This is a genomic window from Arthrobacter sp. TmtSoilC48, from assembly GCF_059739425.1.
Genome location: NZ_AP046049.1, coordinates 3,010,522 through 3,032,277 on the forward strand (window position 1 = coordinate 3,010,522; position 21,756 = coordinate 3,032,277).

At 61.6% G+C, this 21,756-nt stretch carries 19 protein-coding genes; 11 read left to right on the forward strand and 8 right to left on the reverse strand.

The genetic code is table 11. The features are described from left to right. Positions 1 to 20: 20 nt before the first annotated feature. The 6 genes from AC6I97_RS14120 to AC6I97_RS14145 form a co-directional block, all read right to left on the reverse strand. On the reverse strand, positions 21 to 1,721 hold the full coding sequence (locus AC6I97_RS14120) for a sulfatase family protein (RefSeq protein ID WP_497945208.1): 1,701 nt from the start codon (positions 1,719 to 1,721) through the stop codon (positions 21 to 23). Beyond that, entirely contained in the window at positions 1,718 to 1,921 is a 204-nt protein-coding gene (locus AC6I97_RS14125; RefSeq protein ID WP_309926505.1) for a hypothetical protein, read from the reverse strand. The genes AC6I97_RS14120 and AC6I97_RS14125 overlap by 4 nt, the downstream gene beginning before the upstream one ends. Positions 1,922 to 1,975: 54 nt before the next feature. Further along, the gene (locus AC6I97_RS14130) at positions 1,976 to 2,812 is read right to left on the reverse strand and encodes an ATP-binding cassette domain-containing protein (protein WP_497945209.1); all 837 of its coding nucleotides are present in this window, start codon (positions 2,810 to 2,812) and stop codon (positions 1,976 to 1,978) included. Further along, positions 2,809 to 4,647, reverse strand: coding sequence for a dipeptide/oligopeptide/nickel ABC transporter permease/ATP-binding protein (locus tag AC6I97_RS14135; RefSeq protein WP_224167378.1), 1,839 nt, complete (start codon positions 4,645 to 4,647; stop codon positions 2,809 to 2,811). Before AC6I97_RS14135 ends, AC6I97_RS14130 begins: the two co-directional genes overlap by 4 nt. Continuing rightward, positions 4,644 to 5,585, reverse strand: a complete 942-nt coding sequence (locus AC6I97_RS14140) for an ABC transporter permease (protein ID WP_224089991.1) — start codon at positions 5,583 to 5,585, stop codon at positions 4,644 to 4,646. The genes AC6I97_RS14135 and AC6I97_RS14140 overlap by 4 nt, the downstream gene beginning before the upstream one ends. 62 nt (positions 5,586 to 5,647) lie before the next feature. Next, positions 5,648 to 7,177, reverse strand: a complete 1,530-nt coding sequence (locus AC6I97_RS14145) for an ABC transporter substrate-binding protein (protein WP_497945210.1) — start codon at positions 7,175 to 7,177, stop codon at positions 5,648 to 5,650. A gap of 267 nt (positions 7,178 to 7,444) precedes the next feature. Here AC6I97_RS14145 and AC6I97_RS14150 point away from each other — a divergent pair, with 267 nt between their 5' ends. The 3 genes from AC6I97_RS14150 to AC6I97_RS14160 are packed head-to-tail and all read left to right on the forward strand — an operon-like array spanning position 7,445 to position 10,652. Next, positions 7,445 to 9,010 carry a sulfatase family protein gene (locus AC6I97_RS14150; RefSeq protein ID WP_309926513.1) on the forward strand — a complete coding sequence of 522 codons (1,566 nt, stop codon included), beginning with the start codon at positions 7,445 to 7,447 and terminating at the stop codon, positions 9,008 to 9,010. Between the two features lie 8 nt (positions 9,011 to 9,018). Beyond that, positions 9,019 to 9,678, forward strand: coding sequence for a PadR family transcriptional regulator (locus tag AC6I97_RS14155; protein ID WP_497945211.1), 660 nt, complete (start codon positions 9,019 to 9,021; stop codon positions 9,676 to 9,678). Positions 9,679 to 9,689: 11 nt separating this feature from the next. Then, positions 9,690 to 10,652: a formylglycine-generating enzyme family protein gene (locus AC6I97_RS14160; protein WP_497945212.1), complete on the forward strand. Its 963-nt coding sequence runs from the start codon at positions 9,690 to 9,692 to the stop codon at positions 10,650 to 10,652. Positions 10,653 to 10,892: 240 nt separating this feature from the next. Here the strand turns inward: AC6I97_RS14160 and AC6I97_RS14165 are convergent, their stop codons facing one another. Next, a complete protein-coding gene (locus AC6I97_RS14165; RefSeq protein ID WP_309926519.1) occupies positions 10,893 to 11,834 on the reverse strand; it encodes a LysR family transcriptional regulator in 942 nt (313 codons plus the stop codon). 120 nt (positions 11,835 to 11,954) lie between these two features. Between AC6I97_RS14165 and AC6I97_RS14170 the strand changes: the two genes are divergently transcribed. From AC6I97_RS14170 to AC6I97_RS14185, 4 genes are all read left to right on the forward strand, one after another. Beyond that, positions 11,955 to 12,947, forward strand: a complete 993-nt coding sequence (locus AC6I97_RS14170; protein WP_497945213.1) for a DUF1852 domain-containing protein — start codon at positions 11,955 to 11,957, stop codon at positions 12,945 to 12,947. 20 nt (positions 12,948 to 12,967) lie between these two features. Continuing rightward, entirely contained in the window at positions 12,968 to 14,014 is a 1,047-nt protein-coding gene (locus AC6I97_RS14175; protein WP_497945214.1) for a methionine synthase, read from the forward strand. Positions 14,015 to 14,016: 2 nt separating this feature from the next. Beyond that, positions 14,017 to 14,589 (forward strand): flavin reductase family protein, encoded by a 573-nt coding sequence (locus AC6I97_RS14180; protein ID WP_497945215.1) that lies wholly within the window; start codon positions 14,017 to 14,019, stop codon positions 14,587 to 14,589. A 1,284-nt stretch (positions 14,590 to 15,873) separates the two neighbouring features. After that, complete coding sequence (locus AC6I97_RS14185; RefSeq protein WP_497945216.1) at positions 15,874 to 16,968, forward strand: hypothetical protein; 1,095 nt, start codon at positions 15,874 to 15,876, stop codon at positions 16,966 to 16,968. A 248-nt stretch (positions 16,969 to 17,216) separates the two neighbouring features. Here the strand turns inward: AC6I97_RS14185 and AC6I97_RS14190 are convergent, their stop codons facing one another. After that, positions 17,217 to 17,387, reverse strand: a complete 171-nt coding sequence (locus AC6I97_RS14190) for a hypothetical protein (RefSeq protein WP_497945217.1) — start codon at positions 17,385 to 17,387, stop codon at positions 17,217 to 17,219. Positions 17,388 to 17,503: 116 nt separating this feature from the next. On the opposite strand from AC6I97_RS14190, the gene AC6I97_RS14195 reads away from it, so the two are divergent. The 4 genes from AC6I97_RS14195 (at position 17,504) to AC6I97_RS14210 (ending at position 21,069) form a co-directional block, all read left to right on the forward strand. Continuing rightward, a complete protein-coding gene (locus tag AC6I97_RS14195) occupies positions 17,504 to 17,716 on the forward strand; it encodes a hypothetical protein (protein WP_224089948.1) in 213 nt (70 codons plus the stop codon). A 66-nt stretch (positions 17,717 to 17,782) separates the two neighbouring features. Then, entirely contained in the window at positions 17,783 to 18,532 is a 750-nt protein-coding gene (locus tag AC6I97_RS14200; RefSeq protein WP_497945218.1) for an ANTAR domain-containing protein, read from the forward strand. A gap of 1,338 nt (positions 18,533 to 19,870) precedes the next feature. Beyond that, positions 19,871 to 20,491 carry a helix-turn-helix domain-containing protein gene (locus AC6I97_RS14205; RefSeq protein ID WP_497945219.1) on the forward strand — a complete coding sequence of 207 codons (621 nt, stop codon included), beginning with the start codon at positions 19,871 to 19,873 and terminating at the stop codon, positions 20,489 to 20,491. Beyond that, on the forward strand, positions 20,488 to 21,069 hold the full coding sequence (locus tag AC6I97_RS14210) for a DUF6036 family nucleotidyltransferase (RefSeq protein ID WP_497945220.1): 582 nt from the start codon (positions 20,488 to 20,490) through the stop codon (positions 21,067 to 21,069). The genes AC6I97_RS14205 and AC6I97_RS14210 overlap by 4 nt, the downstream gene beginning before the upstream one ends. Positions 21,070 to 21,756: the final 687 nt, after the last annotated feature.

The window sequence follows — 21,756 nt, forward strand, 5'->3', positions numbered from 1 at the left end:
GCACGTTGTTGTTTGCCGCCTCAAAGGGGCAGTTCTTTGCTTTCTTGGAGGTGGCCCTCGTAGGAATGCGGGGCACGTCCGGGCAGTGGGGCTTCCAGCCGCGCTTCTTGGCTTGGCGTGAAGCCGAGACGCCAGGCTTTGAAGCGCAATGAAGTGGCCCCACTGACGCGTACGGGGCCTGTGTAGAGGTTCCAGATACGTCCGTCTTCCCCGGGACTGCCAGTTACCCGGTCCATGAGTTTCCTCGGCTCTTGCGGTTGCCACGGGAGGGCTGTCCATCCAATTGACGCGCCTGGTGTCTCGCAGTCAGCTGTGGCCCCTTCGGCGGTCAGCGAGACGGTTGGAGTAGCGGTCACCGGCGCCTGGCCGTTAGGGCGCCATGTCTCCATCAACTGTCGTTCCGGCAGCATGCCCATGTCTTGGATGCGGTCCTGCCATGTTTGAAGGACGCGACGCAACGTCGCCAGAGCTTCGGCACTTTCAGGGTCTTGCACGAGGTTGCACGTTTCGTGGGGGTCCTGCTCAAGGTCGTAGAGTTCCTCTTCGGGCTTTGAAGCTGCGACGAGGCGCCGTTGAAGCTCGCTCAGAAGGCTGGGCAGTTCACCGCATGCCAGTTGCCTGGCTTCCTCCCCCCTTAACCGCCTGAGCTCTGCCCAAGTGGCTGTGTGGTCGGGGTAGTCGATGTGCGGCATGGGCGAGCGGTCCGGATGGAAGTTCCTGACATAGCGGTACCGCTCGTCGCGGACGGTCCGGGTCGTGTCCTCCGACTCGTCCATGCGGTCCCGGCCGCCATAGATGTAGGCGTTGGGGCGGCTGATGAAAGTGCCGTCCCGTTCCATGAGCGGTTTTCCGTGCATGTGGGCAGGAATGCCCAGCCCGCTGACGGCAAGCATTGTAGGAGCAAGATCCATGGTGTGGACAAGGTCAGGCCTGACTGTCCCGGGGTCAATGACACCTGGCCAGCGCAGGAGAAGGGGTACACGCAGGCCGGCTTCCGTCGCCCAACGCTTGGCGCGGGGCATTCCCCTGCCGTGGTCGCTCCAGAAAACCACGATGGTGTTGTCGGCAAGCCCGTCTTCCTCCAGTTGGTTGAGGATATCGCCGACCCAGTGGTCCATTTCGGTAATGAGGTCCGCGTACCGTGCCCACGCTTTGCGGAAGATTTCGGTATCCGGGTAGTAGGGCGGCAGCGGCGCGGCTGCCATGTCGTGCCGATCCTGCGGCGCTACATGCGTGGTGGCGCGTTGGAAGGACTCCTCATCGAGATATATCTGTGACTCATGGGTGGTCATTCCATGAAAAGCTGCGAAAAACGGCGCGTCCTTGTCCGGTCTGTTGCGCCAATGAGCCGTTGGGCTGCAGTCGTCGAAAACGACCGGCGGTACGTCCACCTGGAAGTCGGTGAAGTAGTTGTTGGTGCAGTAGTAGCCCGCTTCGCGAAAATATTGCGGCAACAGCCTCACTTCGGCCGGGGGGACGGCCTTCGTTCGCATGTGCATCGTGCCAATTGCATTGGGAAAACAGCCGGTCATGATTGCCGATCGGGCAGGCGAGCAAACCGGTGCAGAGGCGAACGCCCGGTCGAAACGGGCGCCCTCTGCGGCCAAGCGGTCAAGATTAGGCGTCAGCGCATATTCGGCACCTGGCCAGATGCCCCGGTAGCTGCCGAGATCAGGGTTGATGTCATGCGTGGAAATCCAAACTATGTTGGGCTTGTTCATGCGGTGGGCGCCCCAGTGAAATCAGTTGCCTGCCCGATTCCTGAACGAAATTGGCTGGTCATCGGATCGCCGGTGCCGGTCATCCAGCGGGACAGGCTGTTCCCTTTTCGGGTGCGGACCGGTGCCATGTCAGGGTTTCCCGCGAGGTTAGTGGTGCTGCCGTCCATGTCGTCGGCCGTGATCAGGAAGATGCTTGTCACGCTGTTGCCTTTGTTAGCTTCTGGGCTCATGGCGTTGGTTGTCTGCACCGCTTCCTATGCGTTCTGGGCGGCGAGCAGCTGTCGGCGTTCTTCGCGGCGACGTGCCTGGGCCTTGGGGTTTGCCACCGGAGCGGCGAAGAACAAGCGCTGGGTATACGGGTGCCGGGGTCGGCTCGTGACCTGGTCTCCGTCGCCGAATTCGACGATTTCCCCCCGGTACATCACTGCAACGCGGTGACTGATGTGCCGCACGACCTCAAGATCATGGGAGACAAAGAGGTAGGCGACCTGGGTTTGCTCCTGAATGTCTTTGAATAGTTCCAGGACCCGGGCCTGGGTTGAAAGGTCAAGGGCTGATACCGGCTCGTCGCAGACGATCAGGGCTGGTTTGAGTGCAAGGGCGCGTGCAATGGCGATGCGTTGCCGCTGACCGCCGGAGAACTCCCTGGGAAGACGGCTTCCCGCGTCGGCCGGGAGGCGGACCATATCGAAGAGGTCCTTGATTCGCTTGGAAGATTCGGCCTTGGGGACCTTACGTACGTCGAGGGGTTCGGACAGGATCTGCTCGACTGTCAGCGACGGGTTCAAGGAAGTGTAGGGGTCCTGGAAGACCACCTGGATGTCGCTGGCCAGCCGCCGGCGGTCGGCACGGTCGGCATGCGCGATGTCTTCTCCGCGGAACAGCACTTTTCCTTCGGTGACGGGCGCCAGGCCGAGAACAGCTCTGCCCAGCGTGGTTTTGCCTGACCCGGATTCACCTACCAGGCCTACGCACTCGCCTTTTTGAACATCAACGGAGACACCGTGCAGGGCCCGGAATGGTTTGCCACGGAAACCATGGCCGGGGTACTCGACGGTGACATTCTGGATATCAAGCAACAACTCGCTCATCGAACTGCTCCCTTCGGGGACGGGCTGGCGCTGCCGCCAGCACCAACGAGCGGGCCACGCGGTTCAGCCTCGCTAAGGATGGCGCCGAGCAGCTCCTGGGTGTAGGGGTGACGCGGGGAGTCAAAAATCGGCTCAGTCGGGCCGGTTTCCACGATCCGGCCGAGCCGCATGACGGAAACCCGGTCGCAAAGGTCCGCGACGACACCAAAGTTATGCGTGACGAGGACCACTGCCATCTGGAACTCGGACTGGAGGTCCCGGAGGAGGTCCAGGACCTCGGCCTGGACCGTGACGTCGAGGGCGGTAGTGGGTTCGTCGGCGATCAGAAGGTCCGGGTTACAGGAGATGGCGCCGGCGATGAGGACGCGTTGGGCCATACCGCCGGAGACCTGATGAGGGTAGGAGTTATACGTTCGCTCGGGGTTGGGGATGCCTACTCGTGCCAGGAGGCTCAGCGCACGTTCTTTGGCCTCTTTGGCCGATATGCCAAGCTGAATGCGCATGGGCTCAACGAGTTGGCTTCCGATGGTGAAGGACGGGTCCAGGTTGGACATGGGTTCCTGTGGAATGTAGGCGATCTTCCGCCCGCGCATTTTTTCGATGTCCCGTGACGACAGCTTCGCCAGGTCTTTGCCCTGGAAGTGGATGGAGCCGCCGACGATCTTGCCGCCTTCGGGGAGTAGTCGGAGGATGGACCAGGCAGTCTGGGTCTTGCCCGAACCTGATTCGCCGACGAGCCCATGGACCTCACCCCTGCGGACAGTGAGGGAGACGTCGTGGACGACCCTCTTGGTGCCACCGTCTGGGCCTGGGTAGCCAACAGAGAGGTTGGCGACTTCGAGGACGACGTCTCCTTCGGAAGCTTCAGGCTCCGGGTGCCGGATGATGTCGTCCACGGTCTTCGGGTCGGTCGTGGTAACTGCGGCCTTCTTCTTGCGCACCTGCTTACGGGGTGCGTTGGCGCGTTCAAGCTCGTCCCTGAGGCTGTTGGCCAGCAGAGTCAGGGCGATCAGGGTCAGACCGATGGCCATGGCCGGCCAAAGGATCAGCATCGGAGCGGTGTAGAGGTTGGTGAAGCCATCGCTGAGCATTGAACCCCATGTAGGGACGTTGATGTCCCCCAGGCCGAGGAATTCGAGCCCTGACTGGACGGCCAGGGCGATGCCGCCCACGATAGCGGACTGGATCACAATGGGGGCCCGGACGACGGACAGGATATGGATGGTGATGATGCGGGCATCACTGAGTCCCGATACACGGGCGGCGTCGACATAGAGTTCGTTGCGTACCGCGGTGACGGAAGCGTAGACCAGCCGGAAGAACGCCGGGGACAACATGATGCCGAAAATGAGCATGGACACCCACAGGGACGGCCCAACGACCGCGCGGGCGGCCAGGAGTACGATGATCGCGGGCAGCGCCATCAGCAGGGAGATGACCCATGTCCAGACGGTGTCGATCCACTTGCCAAAGTAGCCAGCCAGAAGGCCGCCGGTCACGCCGATCACCATCGCGGTCAGCAAGGCGACCAAGGCTCCGGCAAGGCTGAACTGCGCGCCGAAAATCAACCGGGACAGGACATCGCGGCCTGAACCGTCGGCCCCCAGCGGGTTGTCCCCGCCTGGAGGGGCGAGCACATTCTGGATAACGGCGTTGTTGGGGTCATGCGGGGCAAGGAACTGGGCGAACATTGCCGTGAGCACAGCAATGGTGAGGAACACCATCGAAGCGAGGGCGAGGGGATTGCGGAGCACTCGGCGGAAGAGGGAGACCCTTGTGCCGTCGCGGGGTGCGACGACGATCTCGGGATCGGTGGTGTGTGCCGGAGTTGTCATGACAGACGCACTTTCGGGTTGAGCCAGCCCTGGGCCAGGTCGACCAGGAGGTTGAAAACGATAACGATGACACCGGTGGCGACAAGCAAACCCATGACGAGGGGAATGTCGCCCTGGGTTGTGGCCTGTACGGCTACTTGTCCCAGTCCGGGGATCGCGAATACTTGCTCCACGATGACTGCTCCACCGAGGAGTCCAACGAAGATGACGGCGAGGACTGCAAGGGCAGGGCCTGCAGCATTACGCAGAACGTGCTTGAGGATGACGGTGCGCTCGGGGATTCCGCGGCTGCGCAAGGTGCGGACGTAGTCGTTGCGGAGGGCATCGATGACGGCTCCCCGGATCTGCTGGGTGACGTTGGCGATACCACCCAGCGCCAGGGCGATTACGGGCAGGGTCACGGTCTTGAGCCATCCCGTCGGTGATTCTGTGAAGGGGACGTACCCAGTGGGGTCGAACCAGCCCAGGGCAAGTGCAAAGAACAGAACCAGGCCGACGGCGAAAAGGAACCCGGGGATTGCGTGGCCGAGGACGGCGAGCAACTGGGCAAGTTTGTCGACCCAGCCCCGTTTCGTTGCCGCGAGTACGCCAAGAACCACCGAGACGATGGCGACCACAACGACGGTGCCGATGACAAGGGACAAGGTGACGGACAGACGGGAGATGATCGCGGCGGAAACGGTCTGGCCGCTGAACCATGAATAGCCGAAGTCTCCGGTAAGTGCGTGGACTACCCAGTCGCCGTATTGCATCAGGACGGGACGGTCCAGGCCGAGTTCCCGGGCCTTTTGGGCGACCGTTTGGGCGTCCGCGGACTCGCCGAGAATCTTCCTGGCGATGTCCCCGCCACCGAGGTACAGGAGCGTGAATCCGACTGTGGTGATAGCAGCGAGCATGACGATGCCCGTGAGCAGCCTTTTCACGATGAATGAAATCATGATGATGATCTTTCAGTGGGTAGGGCTGCCGGGGGCCGTGGGAGCGGTCCCCGGCAGTGGTCCTATGCCTTGGGGGTGATGTTCCAGAGGTTGGGCCAGGCGTTGCCCTGGTTCAGTTCAACGTTCGTCTTGGCATTGGTGACGAAGAAGTTCGTTGGCGTGTACCAGGGGGCAAACCAGGCTTGGTCAACTACGTACTTGTTGAGTTCCTTCAGGGCCGCGTCACGGTCCCCGCCCTCGGCGGTACGGATCTTGGAGATCAGTGCATCAACGGTGGGATCCTGGTACTTGAAGGTGTTCCAGGTTGCTGTAGGGGCCAGAAGGAAGCTGATGAGCTGCCATTCATTCGCATCGCGCTGGAGGGTGAAGTAGGACACCCCGTATTTCTTGGCCTGAAGGTCAGCAATGATGTTCTGTCCGACGTCGGTGTAGGAGACCTTGATACCTACATCGCCGAGCTGCTGCTGCAGCAGCGGCCACATCTGCTTCGGGAATCCCGGGGAAGTGGGGATCGTCAGGTCAAAGCCCTTGGGGTAGCCCGCCTTGGCGAGCAGTTCCTTGGCCTTGGCGGGATCGAACTTGTACGTGTCGTTCAGCTTGCCGTCGAAGGCCGGGGAGTCTTCACGGAAGACCTGCCCGGTCACCTTTCCGAAGCCGAGGCCGACAACTTTGAGGAAGGCGTCACGGTCGACGGCATAGTTGATGGCCTGCCGTACTTCGACTTTGCCCAGCGCTGGGTTGCTTTGTCCTGCGCGGTCAAACAGCATCAGGCCGGCGAAATTCAAGTCGCTGCCGTTATCGGTGAAACCGGCGGCCTTGACCTGGGGGATGATGCTGACGTCGTTAATGGCGGACGCGTCCAACTGCTTGCCCCGCAACGCGTTCAGCAGTGAGGTGGCGTCGTTGTAGACGTTGATCGTCAGGGTGTCGTACTTGACCGCATCCGGATTCCAGTACTTGGGGTTCTTGTCGAATTTATACGACGTCCCGACGACACTCGAGCCGGAGTTAAGGATGTACGGTCCGGAGCCGACCGGATTGGTCTGCACATCGGGCTTGTCGAAAGCGGCAGGACTTTCCTGCATGCCGGCCGCCTGGGCCAGGTAGATCAGGAACGCCGGGTTTGCCTGCTTGAGCTTGATTTCCAGGGTGTTTTTGTCTTTGGCGGTGGCATCTGCCAAGTCCACGACCTTGCTCTTCTGGGGGGAAGTTCCATCGCGGAAGCGAAGAAGGTTTTGTGCTGCTACGTCCGCGGTGAAAGCAGTGCCGTCGGTGAAGGTGACGCCATCACGCAGTTTCATCGTGAGGACGGTCTTGTCTTCGTTGTACTTCCACTCCGTGGCCAGGTTCGCTTCGACGTCCTTGCCGTTCGGTGAAGGCTTGAGGAGGCTGTCGTACACCGCCTGGAAATACACTGACTGGTTGCCCCAGTTGATGTTCCGCGCCTCAAACGTTGCCGGAGGGGTGATGTTGCCAAGAACAAGGCTGGGCGAAGATTTCGCCGCACCACCGGTCCCACCGCCGCCGCATCCAGCCAGCGCGAGACCGGCGGCGATCGCGGCTGCAACGGCGGCCTTCTTAAAACGCATCATTACGTCCTTTCAGCTGTGGAGGTACCCAGCCGTTTTCGCCGCAGTACCTGCCGCTCAGCATTGAGCAGTAATTCGAGAATGACACACTGTGAGCCACAGCACAAGACCTTTGCTAGTCAACTTGTGAAATAGTGCTGTCCCTTGTTTATGGTGAAATACCTGTTCAAGCTTTTCCACTAGTGCTATAAAGGATGACATCAGCGGGATGTCCCCACCCACACAGCGACCTCCCGGCTTTAGCGGCAACCAGCAGACAGGAATGGATCGATGAAGATCATCTACGTGGACGTGGACTCGCTCCGCCCCGACCACACCGGCGCCTACGGCTACGCCAGAAACATCACGCCCAACTTGGACGAGATGGCCAAAAGCAGCGTGATCTTCGACCGGTACTACTGCTCCGACTCGCCGTGCCTGCCCTCCAGGACAGCGTTAACCAGCGGTCAGCATGGGATCACAAACGGGGTCATCGGACACTTCGGCGATGACGCCCGGTTCCGCCTTGACGCCGGCCACGCCCCTCACCCTCACCGGCCACTTCTCGGCCAGGCGCTGAACATGGCCGGTTACACCTGCGCCGCAGTCTCATCGTTCGCCGAACGGCACCGGGCTTACTACTTCATGGGCAACTTCCGGGAAAATATTCAAGTCACCCCCGATATGGGCGACGAACCGGCAGACATGATCACCGATGCTGCCCTGGAGTGGATCGGCAAGCACCGCGACCTAGATAACTGGTACCTCCATGTCACCTACTGGGATCCGCACACCGACTACCTGCAGGACGAATCGTGGACACGGAAAGCCGCAGAGTCCGGCCCGGCCCCCGCTTGGCCAGACCAGAAAGCCATTGATGGGCACGCCGAGGTTTATGGCGCACGAAGTGCCCTTGACCTCCACTATTCCGGGGGACCCCGTAAGTCACGTGTACCCCACAACATGCCGGACGAGATCCGTACCCGGGCCGACTTCGAACACCTCATCAACGGCTATGACGGGGCAATCCACTTCTGGGATTCCGAGTTCGGCCGGCTTCGCCGGTCCATCGAGGAGATGGGACTGGCCGAGGACGTCGCGATTATCGTCTCCTCAGACCATGGCGAATCCTTCGGCGAACTCGGCCTCTACGCCGAACATGGTCTGGCGTCCGAACCCGTGCATCGCCTCCCCATGATCATTCACTGGCCGGGCGTCACTGACCAGCCCGCCGTAGCGGCGACCCACAATGACGCACTGCTCTACAACATTGATTACGCCCCGACCATCCTTGACCTGCTGGGGCTGCAACAGCCCGAAAAGTGGCAGGGCGCGTCCTACGCTCCAGCCGTACGCGGAGAAGCCATCCAATCGCGCCCCTATCTCGTCTGGGGGCACGGTGCGCACACATACCAGCGGGCCGTCCGAACCCGCGACCACCTGTACATCCGCACGTACCACCCAGGCTGCTTTCGCGCCGAACTCGAGTCACTGTTCAACGTCACCGAAGATCCCTACCTCACCAACAACCTGATCGACGCAGACCCGGCCCTCGCCACGCAGATGCGGTCCAACCTTATGGAGTGGCTCGGTTTCTATGCGGGAACCCCAGGAGCGCTTCCGGACCCCATGCAGGGAGCCCTTCAGGTGGGCCCTACCCTCTACAATCAGCCCAAAGACTATATGCGGCATCTGCGTAACACCGGGCGGAGCCACCTCGCGAAGCATCTCGAGGAACGTTTGAACCCGGGCAACTCGGCGACACACGTCTCCTGGCACGCGCAGGTGCCGATAAGCGAGGAAGATCGAGAAGCAATGCGGAAGCGGTTTGCTGCAACGGTCATGGCGGAGGAGTAAGACAATTGGTGACTGTACCTGTCGAAAAAGTACCGACACTAAAGCGGTCCCGTGCCGAAACCGGTGCGTCACTGGGCAGGCTCGAGGTGATCCTGCTGAGCCTGCTTAGCACCAGCGCGCGTACCGGATACGACGTGCGCAAATGGCTTGACCGCCACGGTCCGTACGTTGGCTACAGTGCCCAAACCTCCCAGATCTACCGCCAACTCGGCAAACTCGTGGATCGCGAATGGGCTATCCCGGTGCCGGATCCCCGCGAATCCGGACCGGACGCCAAGCTATACGAGATCAGAGACGAAGGCCGCCGGAAGCTGCAGGAATGGATTGACTCACCCTATGAGCCGCCCATCCGGCCCCTGGACCCCGATTTCCAGGTACGGCTTAGATTCGCGGGAACTCAGAGCCCGGAAAAAGCTCTGGAGCTTGTCCGCACCGAGTTGCGTTTCCGCCGCGAGCACCGTCAAAATCACCTCTTTGCCAGCGCCCTCGCAGAAGAAGACTTCGCCCCGGAGGAGGACGACGACGAGCGGTACTGGCGCGAGGAACTTGTCAGACTGCAAAGTGAGAGGGGCCTCTACATGGTCAACAGTCTGATGGCGTGGCTTGAAGCAACGGAAGTCCGGCTGGAAGCCTTGATACGGCAACGGGACCTGAGGAGAGAAAAGTGATACCTCTGTCCTTGAGTGATTCCAACACGGCCCATGGCAAGAGCTGCTGTGCGCCGACTCGGAAGCCGGGTGGAACGCGGCAGCAAGCTCAGACAGATTCGCCATCGACAGGGTTCTTGAAACCAACCCACGAGGACATCTCCATTCCCGGAGGAACGTACACCATGGGGGATGCTTTCGGGGAAGGATATCCCCGTGACGGGGAATCACCCGCCCACCAAGTGCGCCTCGACTCATTCACTATTGACGCAACCACGGTCACCAACAAGATGTTTGCCGCCTTCGTGGAAGAGACCGGCTATCGTACCGAAGCGGAGGTCTTTGGCTCATCCGCTGTCTTCCACTTGATCTCCACCGCCAAGGCAGACGACGTCCTCGGCGTCGCTGCGGGAGCACCCTGGTGGCTGAACATCCGCGGCGCCGAGTGGGCCCATCCCACTGGCCCGGACTCGCAGTGGGAGGACATTCCGGATCATCCCGTCGTCCACGTATCGCACACCGATGCCCTTGCCTACTGCGACTGGGCTGGACGGCGACTGCCAACCGAGGCGGAGTGGGAGTACGCTGCCCGGGGCGGCCTGGAAGGCATGCGTTACGCGTGGGGCAACGAACTGACACCCAACGGCGAACACCGCTGCAACATCTGGCAAGGTACGTTCCCCCAAAGGAACACTTCCGACGACGGCTATCTGGGAACGGCGCCGATAAAGTCTTTCCCACCCAACGCATACGGCCTCTACGAAGTAGCGGGAAATGTCTGGGAATGGTGCTCGGACTGGTTCCTGCCCAAGTACTACCGCAACTCACCAACCGATAACCCCCAAGGCCCCTCAATCGGGGCGGGACGCGTGATGCGTGGTGGCTCCTACCTCTGTCACGATTCCTACTGCAACCGGTACCGCGTTGCGGCACGTACGTCGAACACTCCCGAATCCTCCAGCGGCAACTGCGGGTTCCGGACCGTGGCCCTTTAGGCGTCCTGGGCGCGTGCCTGCCGGACTCGAGAATGAGGCGGGCAGCGCTGACACAGCGTTTCAGGCCCAGATGTCCCTTGGCTGGATCGTCACCACCTGGAACAGGCCGGTTTCCTTGCTGGCGTCTGCCCCGGCCATGCCAACGTCAGCGGCGGGCGTGTACGACACCAGCAACCCGCTCGGCTGCAACGCTCACGTCCAAGCCACCGAAGGGGTAAAGACCCGCCCGCTCAACTGCAGTCAGTCGAGTAGCGCTACGCCGAACTCAGCGACGACGGCCCGCAATTCCCTGAGGTAGTGCTGCGCTTGGTCGGTAAGCGGAATCGCGGCGTGGCCGACCCAGCCGATCTCGATGCGTTCGTCAACGTCGAGCGGGATGGCGACGATCTCCGGGTCGAGCTGCCCGCTGATGATGCCCGTCGAGATCGTGTAGCCGTGGAGCCCGATCATGAGGTTGAAGATCGTGGCACGGTCAGAGACCCGGATCTCCTGCTTGCTGGACATGGTGGAGAGAATCTCCTCGGCGAAGTAAAAGGAGTTGTTCGCACCTTGATCGAAGGTTAGCCGCGGCAAGCCGGCGAGATCATCGAGAGTCGCACGCCCTTTTGCGGCGAGCGGGTTGTTCCGTGAAATGAAAATGTGCGGATCGGCGAGGAAAAGCGGAGTGAACCCGAGCCCGGATTCCCGGAGCAGCTTGTCGATGACCTTCCGGTTGAAATCGTTCCGGTAGAGGATGCCTATCTCGCTGCGGAGCGTCCGGACATCCTCGATGATGTCCCAGGTACGGGACTCACGCAGCGAGAACTCGTATTCGGCCACATCAGTGGCCTTGACCATCCGGACGAAAGCGTCCACCGCGAACGAGTAGTGCTGCGTCGACACCCCGAGCAGACGTCGCCGCGGTGGCCTGCCAAGGTAGCGCTGCTCGAGGAGAGCGAACTGCTCGACGACCTGCCTCGCGTAACCGAGGAACTCTGCCCCGTCGGCGGTCAGGGTGACCCCGCGGGCGGAGCGAACCAGGAGCTCACGGCCCACCCGGGCCTCAAGATCCTTCATTGCTGCGGACATTGTCGGCTGCGCTACGTAGAGAAGATCGGCAGCCGCGGAGATCGACCCCTCAGCTGCAACTTCTATGAAATAGCGCAGCTGCTGCAGGGTCAATCCGCTCGAAATCTGGGGCATAGGAAAATTCTATATGAACGCATAGTAACCACGAGTTACTTGATACCCCACGGAAGGCTGCACCATGGATACATCACCTTCTGAAAGGCCGTCTCCGGCCCATCAACGGATTGGCAGCACATGGCAGACGACTTCACCTTCAGCATCACTACCACCCCCTTCGACGAGGACTACTCCCCGTCGGAAGGCTCACGGATCACGACGAATTTCGCCAACCTGGCACGGGGCGAGCACCGCCAGGAGAACCTCCGCAACGCCTTGACCATGATTCGGCGCCGCTTCAACGATCTCGCAAGCTGGGACAACCCGGACCGGGACCGTTACACGCTCGAGCTTGAGATCGTCTCTGTGCAGATAGAGTTCACTGCAGACGGTACGGATCAGCAGTTCCCGCTGTTCGAAGTTCTCGACATCCAGATCATCGACCAGCTGAACGGGGTCCGCCACCAAGGGATCGTTGGGAACAACTTCTCCTCCTACGTCCGTGACTTCGACTTCAGCATCGTACTGCCAGCGGCAGCAGGGGACTCAGGCAAGCCCACCGTTCCCGGGGACTTTGGCGATCTTCACGGCAAACTGTTCCAGCAATTCCTCGATTCCCCGGCATGCCAGGAACGCTTCCCGCAGCCGCCAGTGGTCTGCATCAGCGTCTCCACAAGCAAGACGTACCGGCGAACGGAGAACCGTCACCCGGTCCTGGGCGTCGAGTACCAGCAGGACGAGTTCTCGCTGACGGACGCGTACTTCGCCAAGATGGGGCTGCAGGTCCGCTACTTCATGCCACGCGGAAGCGTCGCGCCGCTCGCCTTCTATTTCCGCGGCGACCTGCTCAACGACTACTCCAACCTGCAGCTCATCGGCACAATCAGCACCATGGAGACGTTCCAGAAGATCTACCGCCCGGAGATCTACAACGCGAACTCCGCCGCCGCCCACGTCTACCAGCCGAGCCTGGGAGAGCAGGATTACTCGCGGACCCAGATCGCTTACGACCGCGTAGAACGCAGTCAGCTCGCGGTCAAGCAGGCGAAGTACACGGAGGAACACTTCATCACGCCCCACAAGGACCTGTTGGACCAGTGGACCGCCAAATACCCCGCTCTCGTCAACTGACCCACGGAGAATCGTCAATCATGAACACACTTTTGCCCACCACCGTTGTCGGAAGCCTGCCCAAACCATCGTGGCTCGCACAGCCTGAGACTCTTTGGTCCCCGTGGAAACTGGAGGGAAATGCGCTGCTCGAGGGCAAGCAGGATGCTCTGCGCATCGCCATCCACGAGCAGAGCCGACGCGGCATCGACATCGTCAGCGACGGCGAGCAAACCCGCCAGCACTTCGTCACCACCTTCATCGAACACCTCAGCGGGGTCGACTTTGAACAGCGCAAGACCGTGCGCATCCGCGATCGCTACGACGCCAGCGTGCCGACCGTCGTCGGAGCGGTGCGCCGCGAGCAGCCGGTATTCGTCGAAGACGCAAAGTTCCTCCGCGCAACCACCGACCGGCCGATCAAATGGACTCTTCCCGGCCCAATGACCATGGTGGACACGCTCTACGATGACCACTACAAGAGCCGCGAGAAGCTGGCCTGGGAGTTCGCCACGATCCTGAACCAGGAGGCGAAAGAACTAGAGGCGGCCGGCGTGGACATCATCCAGTTCGACGAGCCCGCATTCAATGTCTTCCTCGATGAGGTCAAGGACTGGGGCGTGGCTGCGCTTGAGAGAGCGGCAGAAGGACTGCGCGCGGAGACCGCCGTGCATATCTGCTACGGCTACGGCATCAAGGCGAATACTGACTGGAAGGCGACGCTCGGCTCACAATGGCGGCAGTACGAGGAAACGTTCCCGCTGCTGCAGAGCTCCAGCATCGACATCATCTCGCTGGAATCCCAGAACTCCCACGTGCCCATGGACCTCATCGAGCTCCTCCGCGGCAAGAAAGTCATGCTCGGGGCAATCGACGTCGCAAGCGAGACCATCGAGACCCCGGAGGACGTCGCCAACACCCTCCGCAAGGCCCTGCAGTTCGTCGATGCGGACAAGCTCATCGCCAGCTCCAACTGCGGCATGGCACCGTTCCCCCGGGACGTCGCACTGGCCAAGCTGAGTGCTCTCAGCGCAGGGACGAACATCATTCGCGAGGAACTCGCCCGCTCCGCCCCCAGGGTGTCATAACGATGTTTCACGCCTATCCCACAGACACGTGGCTCGGGGCTCCGAAGCAAACCTTCCCGTCCTCCCTCTCTGCCGACGAATTCAAGGCACTGTTCCGTGGCCATCCGGGAGGTGTCGCCGTCATCACGGCAGATGCGGGCGAAGGACCGGTGGCACTGACGGTATCGTCGGTCGTGTCAGTGAGTGCGGAACCTCCGTTGCTGATTTTCTCGGTCTCGGCACTGTCCTCTGCGTCCGAGGTGCTTTCGCGCGCCGAAACCGTTGTCGTGCACCTGCTGGACGCACACGACGTCGACTTGGCGAAGTTTGGAGCGACCCCCGGCGCCGACCGCTTTGACCAGACGCACCGCTGGTCGGCCCTTGCCACCGGCGAAGCGGTGTATGACGATGTCCGCGCCTGGGTGCGGTGCGCCGTGATCAATCGCATGGAGGTGGGGACCTCCACAATCATCGCCGTTCACGCCCTGGAGTCCCGCGTCATGCGTGACGTCCACCCGGGCGAACCCGGCGACGCTCTGGTCTACCACAACCGTTCATGGCACCGTCTGGGCGAGCATTCCAAGCTTGAAGGCTGAGCGCCGCGCCAACGATGCGAGGCGGCAAGCCGAACGACTCACGACGGCGGGAGGATAACTCCCGCCGTCGTCCTCGTTAACATCGGAGCGTCCATCGACTTCCTGAATGGCTCGGATGCAACCCTGATCTGCACACATACCACGCTTCGGTTCGCCCTCAAGAAGCACCCACCGAAGGCGTTCACCGCTCGACGCCTTGGGGAGGGCTTGCCAGCCATAACGTAGCGCCCCAGAGACATTGATATGCCAGGGGTTCCCGTGGCTGGCCCGATCCGAGACGGGCCCGTCATGTCGTTGTGAATGACGGGCTCCAATGCACCTGTGTGAGCAAGAAAACCGGAACCGGCCCATCCCACCAAAAAGCAGAGTGGAGTGTGCACAATGTCCACACACGCTTTGACCGGACAAATACGATGCGCCGGACGATCAAGAAGCAGCACTGAACCGGTCATGAAGAATCTTCAGGATAGCTTCACAGGCGAGCCGCGGCGCCAGGCACCCCCCGGGGCCCGTGTCAGTGGGACTGACCACAAGATATGTCAACACGTTAAAGCAAAAGCCCCCTCTGACGAGGGGGTATGCCGTGCCCGCGGTGGGACTCGAAGGTGATTCCAGGCCTTGGGAACGCTGGGATTTCCGGGAATCATGCCGAATCCGGCCCGATCCGACCGATGTACGCCCCAGTCCGACAGGCAAAGTGTGGACAGTGTCCACACCCTCTTATTTGCCTTCCGGCAAGGCCCCACACTTAATGGAAGCAAAGCCGAGCGGGCCGCCGTCGCGATCCGAATCACCCGCGCCGAAACGTTCGGGAACTGGTTTCCGAACGAAAATCTTGGCACAAAGTGCATCGGCTTCCCTCCCCTCCGCTGGTCGTTCTCCCACCGTCCATTGCAGGTCCGGCAGCGCACGACATGACCAGCCCGGCCAGGCACAATGCCTCCAGCAGTCACCGGTGACATTATGGTCAGCCAACTCGCAAAACCCCAGGCGCAGCCCGCGCAGAAGTCGGTGTTGAGACTTCCCGCCAACATCCCACTTCCCGACTCTTGGCGAGGAGTCCGCCGTCGGTACGGGAGCCGGGGCATATGCACCGAAGGACATTGCAAGGTTTTGTCGAAGAATTGCACAAGATTCGTCAATCCACCACCCAGCTGGGGCGGCTTATGGAAGCATCGTCCTCAGGGCCTTTCCCGTTGGATGTTGGAGGTAGCGATGTTCGTTCCGAATTCCAGTGATCACTTCCGCGAGGAGGATCTGCCAGCCCAGATTCGTGCAATCCGAATGCCACGCTGGGCAGGCGCGGCCCTCGGTGCGGCCCTTGTGGTGATCGCGGTGGCAGCGGTCGCCGGTTCGATCCTTGTCAACGATAGTGACAGCACGATCATCCCGTTTTGGGTCGAGGCGCTCATCATGGCGGGATCAATAATCTCAGCTATCTCGGGTGCCCTCCTGCTTTGGCATGCCGGAGAGTGGGTCACGCTCACACGGTTTGAGGCGATCGTGACGAGGGCATTCATAGTCCAGATCAAGGTCGACCGCACACACCTTGAAGACTTCCACGCCTACCTTCACCAGTACGCTGCCGGCGGGGGAGTTCGCTACCGCATGGTGCCGACCTTCACCACCAAGGACCCATACGACCGGCTGAGGGATCTGCCGCTGCCATTCCTTGCCTACTGGAACCCGGTCGGAGGCACTGAAGCTTCACTCCCGCCGCGTGCTGCGTACATTGAGGCCTGGGCCCGCGCGGGCTATAGTCCGTACTCGAGAGCTATCCCCACCGGCGCCGTGCCCTACACGCTATCGATACACCGGCAGGCCGTCCGGACTGGCCTGCAGCGCCGCGCGCGCTTGTGGGCGATCCTCCTCCCGGTGGTCTCGATTGGGCTCGGTCTAAGCCTCGGCGTCGGACTCGGACCCGCCACCAAAGCCCTAAGCCACACCCGCAGCAGCGCCGACCCCCAAACGAACCGCACGGGCATCCGCGACCTCGACGACGCGCTCACTCCCGGAGTCTCCGGCTACCAGTGGCATGCGAAGGTCTACCCGACGACCGGCACGAGGGACTTCACCTTCTTCCCAACCTTGCGGCACCTGCCGCCGGCGCCGTACACGGTTCGATACTTCATCCGTGACCCCGCGCAGCACGGCACGGATCTCAGTGTCCCGGAGCAGAAATACGGCCGAATCGTCTCGCAAGGGACAATATCCGTAAGGGACCCCACTATCGAATTCACGCTCGACCACGACGACAGCACCTTCACGTTCGAGGTCTACGTCACTGACAACCGCGGGCACACCACGCGCGACTCGGATCTCTACCGGAACCTCGCCGCGCTCCCGGCATCGACCCCTGCGCCGATGCCTACGCGCTGAGGCGTCCAATGATTTCAGGTTAGAAATTTGATGCAATGGCGATCCGCCCGGGAGATCAGATCGCCGACTGGGTCCGATGAGAGCCGGCGACGTTACCGGCACACATGATAGCCATTAGTATCACCATGCCCACGCCCTCCGAGGTCGAGCCACGAACTCGGAGGCGATCCGGCCCCTGACCGACGAACAATTCGTCGCCATTATGCATTCGTCCCAGGTGACCCAGCGGCGGGTTCTGCCCACCCGACCTAATCCAACAAGGCAGCCGCCTTCAACGCAGGGTCCGGGTATGCTTCGGCGCCCATGACGGTTGTCGCGGGCCTAGCCAAAGCCGAGGCCAGCAAACCGACATCGCGGATATGGAAGCCGTACCGGTCAACAAGCTGGAGCGCGTCCTCGATGTCCAGGTACGCGGTCACGCGTCCTCAAAACGCGTGAGCAGCTCAGCATCATGCTTCTTAATAGCGCGCTCTTGTGCTGGCAATTGGTGTTGAAGTGCGGTTTCTCTTGCTTTGACGGGGAAGCAGTTCCTAGCATGGGCGTTGTGGAGGAAGCGCGTCGGGTCGCGCTTGCCGTGCTGGACACAACCAGCACGACGGTCAACGATCTCTGGGTCTCGTTCTGGAGCATGGGCGGCAACGCCGACGTGCTGGATTTGGACGCCTATGTCCACGGGTTGGCACCTTTCAGCGCCTCCGACGAGCTGGCTTTGGAGGCCGCCGTCGAGGAAATCAGCGCCCCGAACTGAAGCAGAAATCCCGGCCCAAAAAAGGGCCCCTCATCCGTCTTGCCCCTGTAAATACCCGCTTCTACAATGCTGGATGTGGACACTGAGGAGCAGAACGAAGACTTCCAGCGACTTCACCAACTCATCGCTGGAACCGATGACGTCAAGTCCTTTCTGGACGGAATGACTCGCTGCGCGGCTACGACTTTAAGCCGCGCCACGCAGATCAGGATCGAATGCGCGGTCACCCTTTGGCGCCGGAAGCGGGCCGTGACCCTGGCCGGGAGCAGCGACGAGGCGATCCTCTGGGACGGCGTCGAACAGAGCCTGGGCGACGGCCCAGTCCTGGAAGCACTCCAAACCGGCCAGCCAGTGGTGGTGGCGGACACCAGCGCCGATAATCCGTGGCCCAAGTACACCAGCACTATCGCTGAGGCCGGTGCGCGCAGTGTCCTCGCGGCACCACTGGAGCTGGGCAACGACGCCTCAGCGGCCCTGAATTTCTTCGCCCCCGAGGCGGGAACCTTCACCAAGGAAGTCGTGAACGAGGCCATGGTCTTCGCGGACATGGCTGGCCAGGCGTTGCGGCTGGCGCTGCGGATCGCCACGGCTGATCTGCTCACCGAAGACCTCAAAGCCGCCATGCGTCGCCGCACGGTCATTGATCTATCGACCGGGATCATCATGGCCGAGAACAACTGCACCCAGAATGAAGCTTTCGCGTTCCTTCACCAGGCATCCCAGAATCGGAACCAAAAACTCCACGACCTCGCCGGGAACATCGTCGCCGAACCCAACGGCACCACCACGGCACCGGCAAACCATTTCGACGACTAAGGCCACCACCCCCTCCAGTCATGTCCCAGCAACTGAGTGGTGGGTTTGTCGCTGAGCCTCCGGGGTACGAAGTATGCGTGCGGCCACTGCCCTCGACGGGCGTTCAGGACGGTTCTACTGAAGACCTACCCTAATCCTGGCGTGGCAGGCTAAAGGCCCTGCAGGCTTCGGGTTACCGCTATCCCGCCCCTCCCCAAGCCTTACCGAATCCCCGCTATCGGCGAACCGGTCGGCTTCGACGTGGGCGGCCCCGAGGATCGTGTGAAAACTCCCAATGCTCGGCGACCTTGGCAGAGACCGCAACCTGCGCCGTGCCACTCCCCCATTTGTTCGTAGTCACGCGTCGACGACGCCGACGAGTCCTCCCCCAAAACATCCGATCGACCGCGCCGACTGAACTCTCACGTCGCCGGGGCCCTGCAGATAGTGCGCTTGCGAATGGGCGGCATGTCGCTCGGGCCAATTACAGGCGATGACTAGATGTAGGCCGAACAACGGGCAGGCAATGGCTGTCATCAGTCTCAATAAAGAAGATTTAAGTGTGGACAATGTCCACGCCCTCTTTGGCCTGACAAAACATCGGCCACGCCGGGTACACAACGTCAGCAACGAGCCAAAACCAAGAACTTTTGACGCATTATCACGAAGTCATGTTGCGCTCAGCTCCGCTACCCATGAAAGGTTGTAGGCCAACCAGGACCTAACAGACATACAAGAAAGGATCGCATAACCCCACAACCAAACAGGCGACCCGCGGCGCCAGGCACACCCGCGGCCAATGTCAGAGGGGCCTGACCAACCAGAATGTACACACGTTAAAGCAAAAACCCCCTCTGTTGAGGGGGTATGCCGTGCCCGAGGTGGGACTCGAACGCGGTTCCCGGCCTTGCGGACACTGGGAAGTGGCGGAAACATGCGGAAACCGGGGCAGTCCGGCGGCAGTACGGGCCAGGACGAAGCGAGAAGGGTGGACAGTGTCCACACGCCAATTTCGCCGATTCAAGCTCTCCAACCGCCGATCGCACCCCATATGGAAGGGGCGCGGTTTCTCATTGTGCTGGCAAACAATCCGAGGCTCCACCCGGCCTGAACCCACGGCCGAGGGCACGCCCGCAGGCAGTAGCTCCCTGCGTCCAAAACCTTACCCGCATCCAATCTCTCCACGGCGGCTGCACCTCCCTTCGGCAATCTCATGATCCGCTCGGCCGAAACTCACCTGACCGATCAATAGCGTCCACTATGCTTGGCATCCACATACGAGCCAGCTGACCGCCGGACGCCCGCCCTCAAATGCATATGTCACCATTCGGTGACATAATGGACGGTAGAAGGGACGCCATGACACTGGAAAGCACCATCGAGACCCCGGCATCAGCGGGCGCCATCATCCGCGCCCGCCGCACAGCCCGCCGGCTGTCCCAGCAAACCCTTGCCGACATGGCCGGTGTGTCACGGAAGTTCCTCATCGATCTGGAAGCCGGCCATGACCGCGCCGAACTCGGCAAAACCCTAGCCGTCATGGCCGCCGTCGGCCTGACCTTGGCCGCCACAGATCCCATCCCCCGGGGCAGCGACTTCGACCCTTCGCGGCGAGACTACGCGGCAACCTTCACCCGACTCATCTCCGAACGGGACTTTGAGTTCGCCATCAAAATGCTCGCCGACTACGCCACCGCTTCCCTCACCGCCGGCAGACCGCTGCTCCAGCGCAGCCCCCGCCTCAAAGACCCGCACTGGTCAGCGGCCCTCGCCGGAATCTCCAACTACACCGCACACCGCCTCGGCCAACCCACGCCATCCTGGACACGACGGATCAAACCCCTCGACAAGGCATGGATGCCGGCAGAGTCCTACCGCACCATCCGCGCACGCATGAAGGAACTCACCCGCACCGAAACCCCGCCGGAACTCGCCGCTTTGAACGTCTTCATCCGCGAACGTAGCCTGGTCACGGCATGACCGGCGGAGAACTCACCGCCGCACAAATCCGGGCTCTCCTCCATGAACTCGGCAGGCGCCTGCAGGCCACCGGTACTCACGGCGACGTCAAGTTAGTGGGCGGTGCCGCCCTCATCCTTCAGGGCATCGGCAACCGGCCCACCGCAGACATCGACGCCAGCTACGCCGACCCGCACACCATCCACACCGTCGTCACGGAAATGGCAGCAGACTACGACCTCGCGCCCGACTGGCTCAACACCAACGCCTCAGCCTTCGTCCCCGAGAACGCCACCTGGGTCGACATCGAACAGCTCGACGGACTCACCATCCAGGCCGCAGACACCGAAACGCTCCTGGCCATGAAAATCGCGGCCGAACGCGACAAAGACACCCTCGACATCGCCCGGCTCCTGCGCCGACTCAACATCACCAACGCCGCCGACGCCGTCGACCTCGCATACGACAAATACGGCGAACACTCCATCCCACTCGCCGCCGGACGCGACAACTACCTCATCGTGGTCGACGACGCCCTCGACGCCGCCACCGCCCTCGAATCCCGGACCGGACCCGAATCAGGCAGATATCCCACATGACCGTTGCCAAAGGCACAAATTAGCTTCTCCGGACGCCAGTCTGAATGGTATGGGACCGCACGGCGGGACCGGAGCTCACGAGACTTAACGCTCACAAGGAGCGCCTGTCTTCGGAAATCGTTCCGGCCTCCGGGATGCCTGACTCATCGCCCAATCTCGCAGGTTGCATGGTCGCCCTGGATAGCGGCCGGTATGTCGTGTTGGCGCCGGAGGGGACTGGCTTGCGGGGCTGCCCAGAACTTCGGTCGCAGGGTGAGTGCGTCGCATGCCCCATTACCCCTCCCCTACCGAGCTGTACGAAAGGCCGGTTGTCGGCCTTATAGAAATCCCGGGAAACGCGGGGAGACTCCACCCACCCCCTCCGTAAAAGCAAGTTGGCGCGCGCGGGCCGCCGGGAGCCCCCAGCCCTCACCTAACGGAGGGCTACGTGCCCTGGTGGGCCCGAGAAGTCCCGTTCGGAACCGGCAGCGCTGACAGAACCACGCCAAATACTCCTGCGATTCACACCCGGAGAATTGCAACTAGGGCATCACGTCTCGGTCTCATTACTATGCTTCGAAGTCGCTACTACGCCGAGCGTGACCAAATCACTGTTGCGAGGCACTCAGACCACTAGCGCGCATACAGAAATGCCTCGCAGCAGTAGCTAAATGGGACCGGCACGAACCCAGCTGAGTTTCAGCCGGG

Coding starts and splice junctions, on each gene's coding strand:
- AC6I97_RS14180 (WP_497945215.1), top strand. CDS start 14,017: ATGTTTCACGCCTATCCCACAGACACGTGGCTCGGGGCTCCGAAGCAA.
- AC6I97_RS14200 (WP_497945218.1), top strand. CDS start 17,783: ATGCTGGATGTGGACACTGAGGAGCAGAACGAAGACTTCCAGCGACTT.
- AC6I97_RS14205 (WP_497945219.1), top strand. CDS start 19,871: ATGACACTGGAAAGCACCATCGAGACCCCGGCATCAGCGGGCGCCATC.
- AC6I97_RS14140 (WP_224089991.1), bottom strand. CDS start 5,585: ATGATTTCATTCATCGTGAAAAGGCTGCTCACGGGCATCGTCATGCTC.
- AC6I97_RS14150 (WP_309926513.1), top strand. CDS start 7,445: ATGAAGATCATCTACGTGGACGTGGACTCGCTCCGCCCCGACCACACC.
- AC6I97_RS14145 (WP_497945210.1), bottom strand. CDS start 7,177: ATGATGCGTTTTAAGAAGGCCGCCGTTGCAGCCGCGATCGCCGCCGGT.
- AC6I97_RS14135 (WP_224167378.1), bottom strand. CDS start 4,647: ATGACAACTCCGGCACACACCACCGATCCCGAGATCGTCGTCGCACCC.
- AC6I97_RS14210 (WP_497945220.1), top strand. CDS start 20,488: ATGACCGGCGGAGAACTCACCGCCGCACAAATCCGGGCTCTCCTCCAT.
- AC6I97_RS14185 (WP_497945216.1), top strand. CDS start 15,874: ATGCCACGCTGGGCAGGCGCGGCCCTCGGTGCGGCCCTTGTGGTGATC.
- AC6I97_RS14120 (WP_497945208.1), bottom strand. CDS start 1,721: ATGAACAAGCCCAACATAGTTTGGATTTCCACGCATGACATCAACCCT.
- AC6I97_RS14130 (WP_497945209.1), bottom strand. CDS start 2,812: ATGAGCGAGTTGTTGCTTGATATCCAGAATGTCACCGTCGAGTACCCC.
- AC6I97_RS14170 (WP_497945213.1), top strand. CDS start 11,955: ATGGCAGACGACTTCACCTTCAGCATCACTACCACCCCCTTCGACGAG.
- AC6I97_RS14165 (WP_309926519.1), bottom strand. CDS start 11,834: ATGCCCCAGATTTCGAGCGGATTGACCCTGCAGCAGCTGCGCTATTTC.
- AC6I97_RS14195 (WP_224089948.1), top strand. CDS start 17,504: ATGGGCGTTGTGGAGGAAGCGCGTCGGGTCGCGCTTGCCGTGCTGGAC.
- AC6I97_RS14175 (WP_497945214.1), top strand. CDS start 12,968: ATGAACACACTTTTGCCCACCACCGTTGTCGGAAGCCTGCCCAAACCA.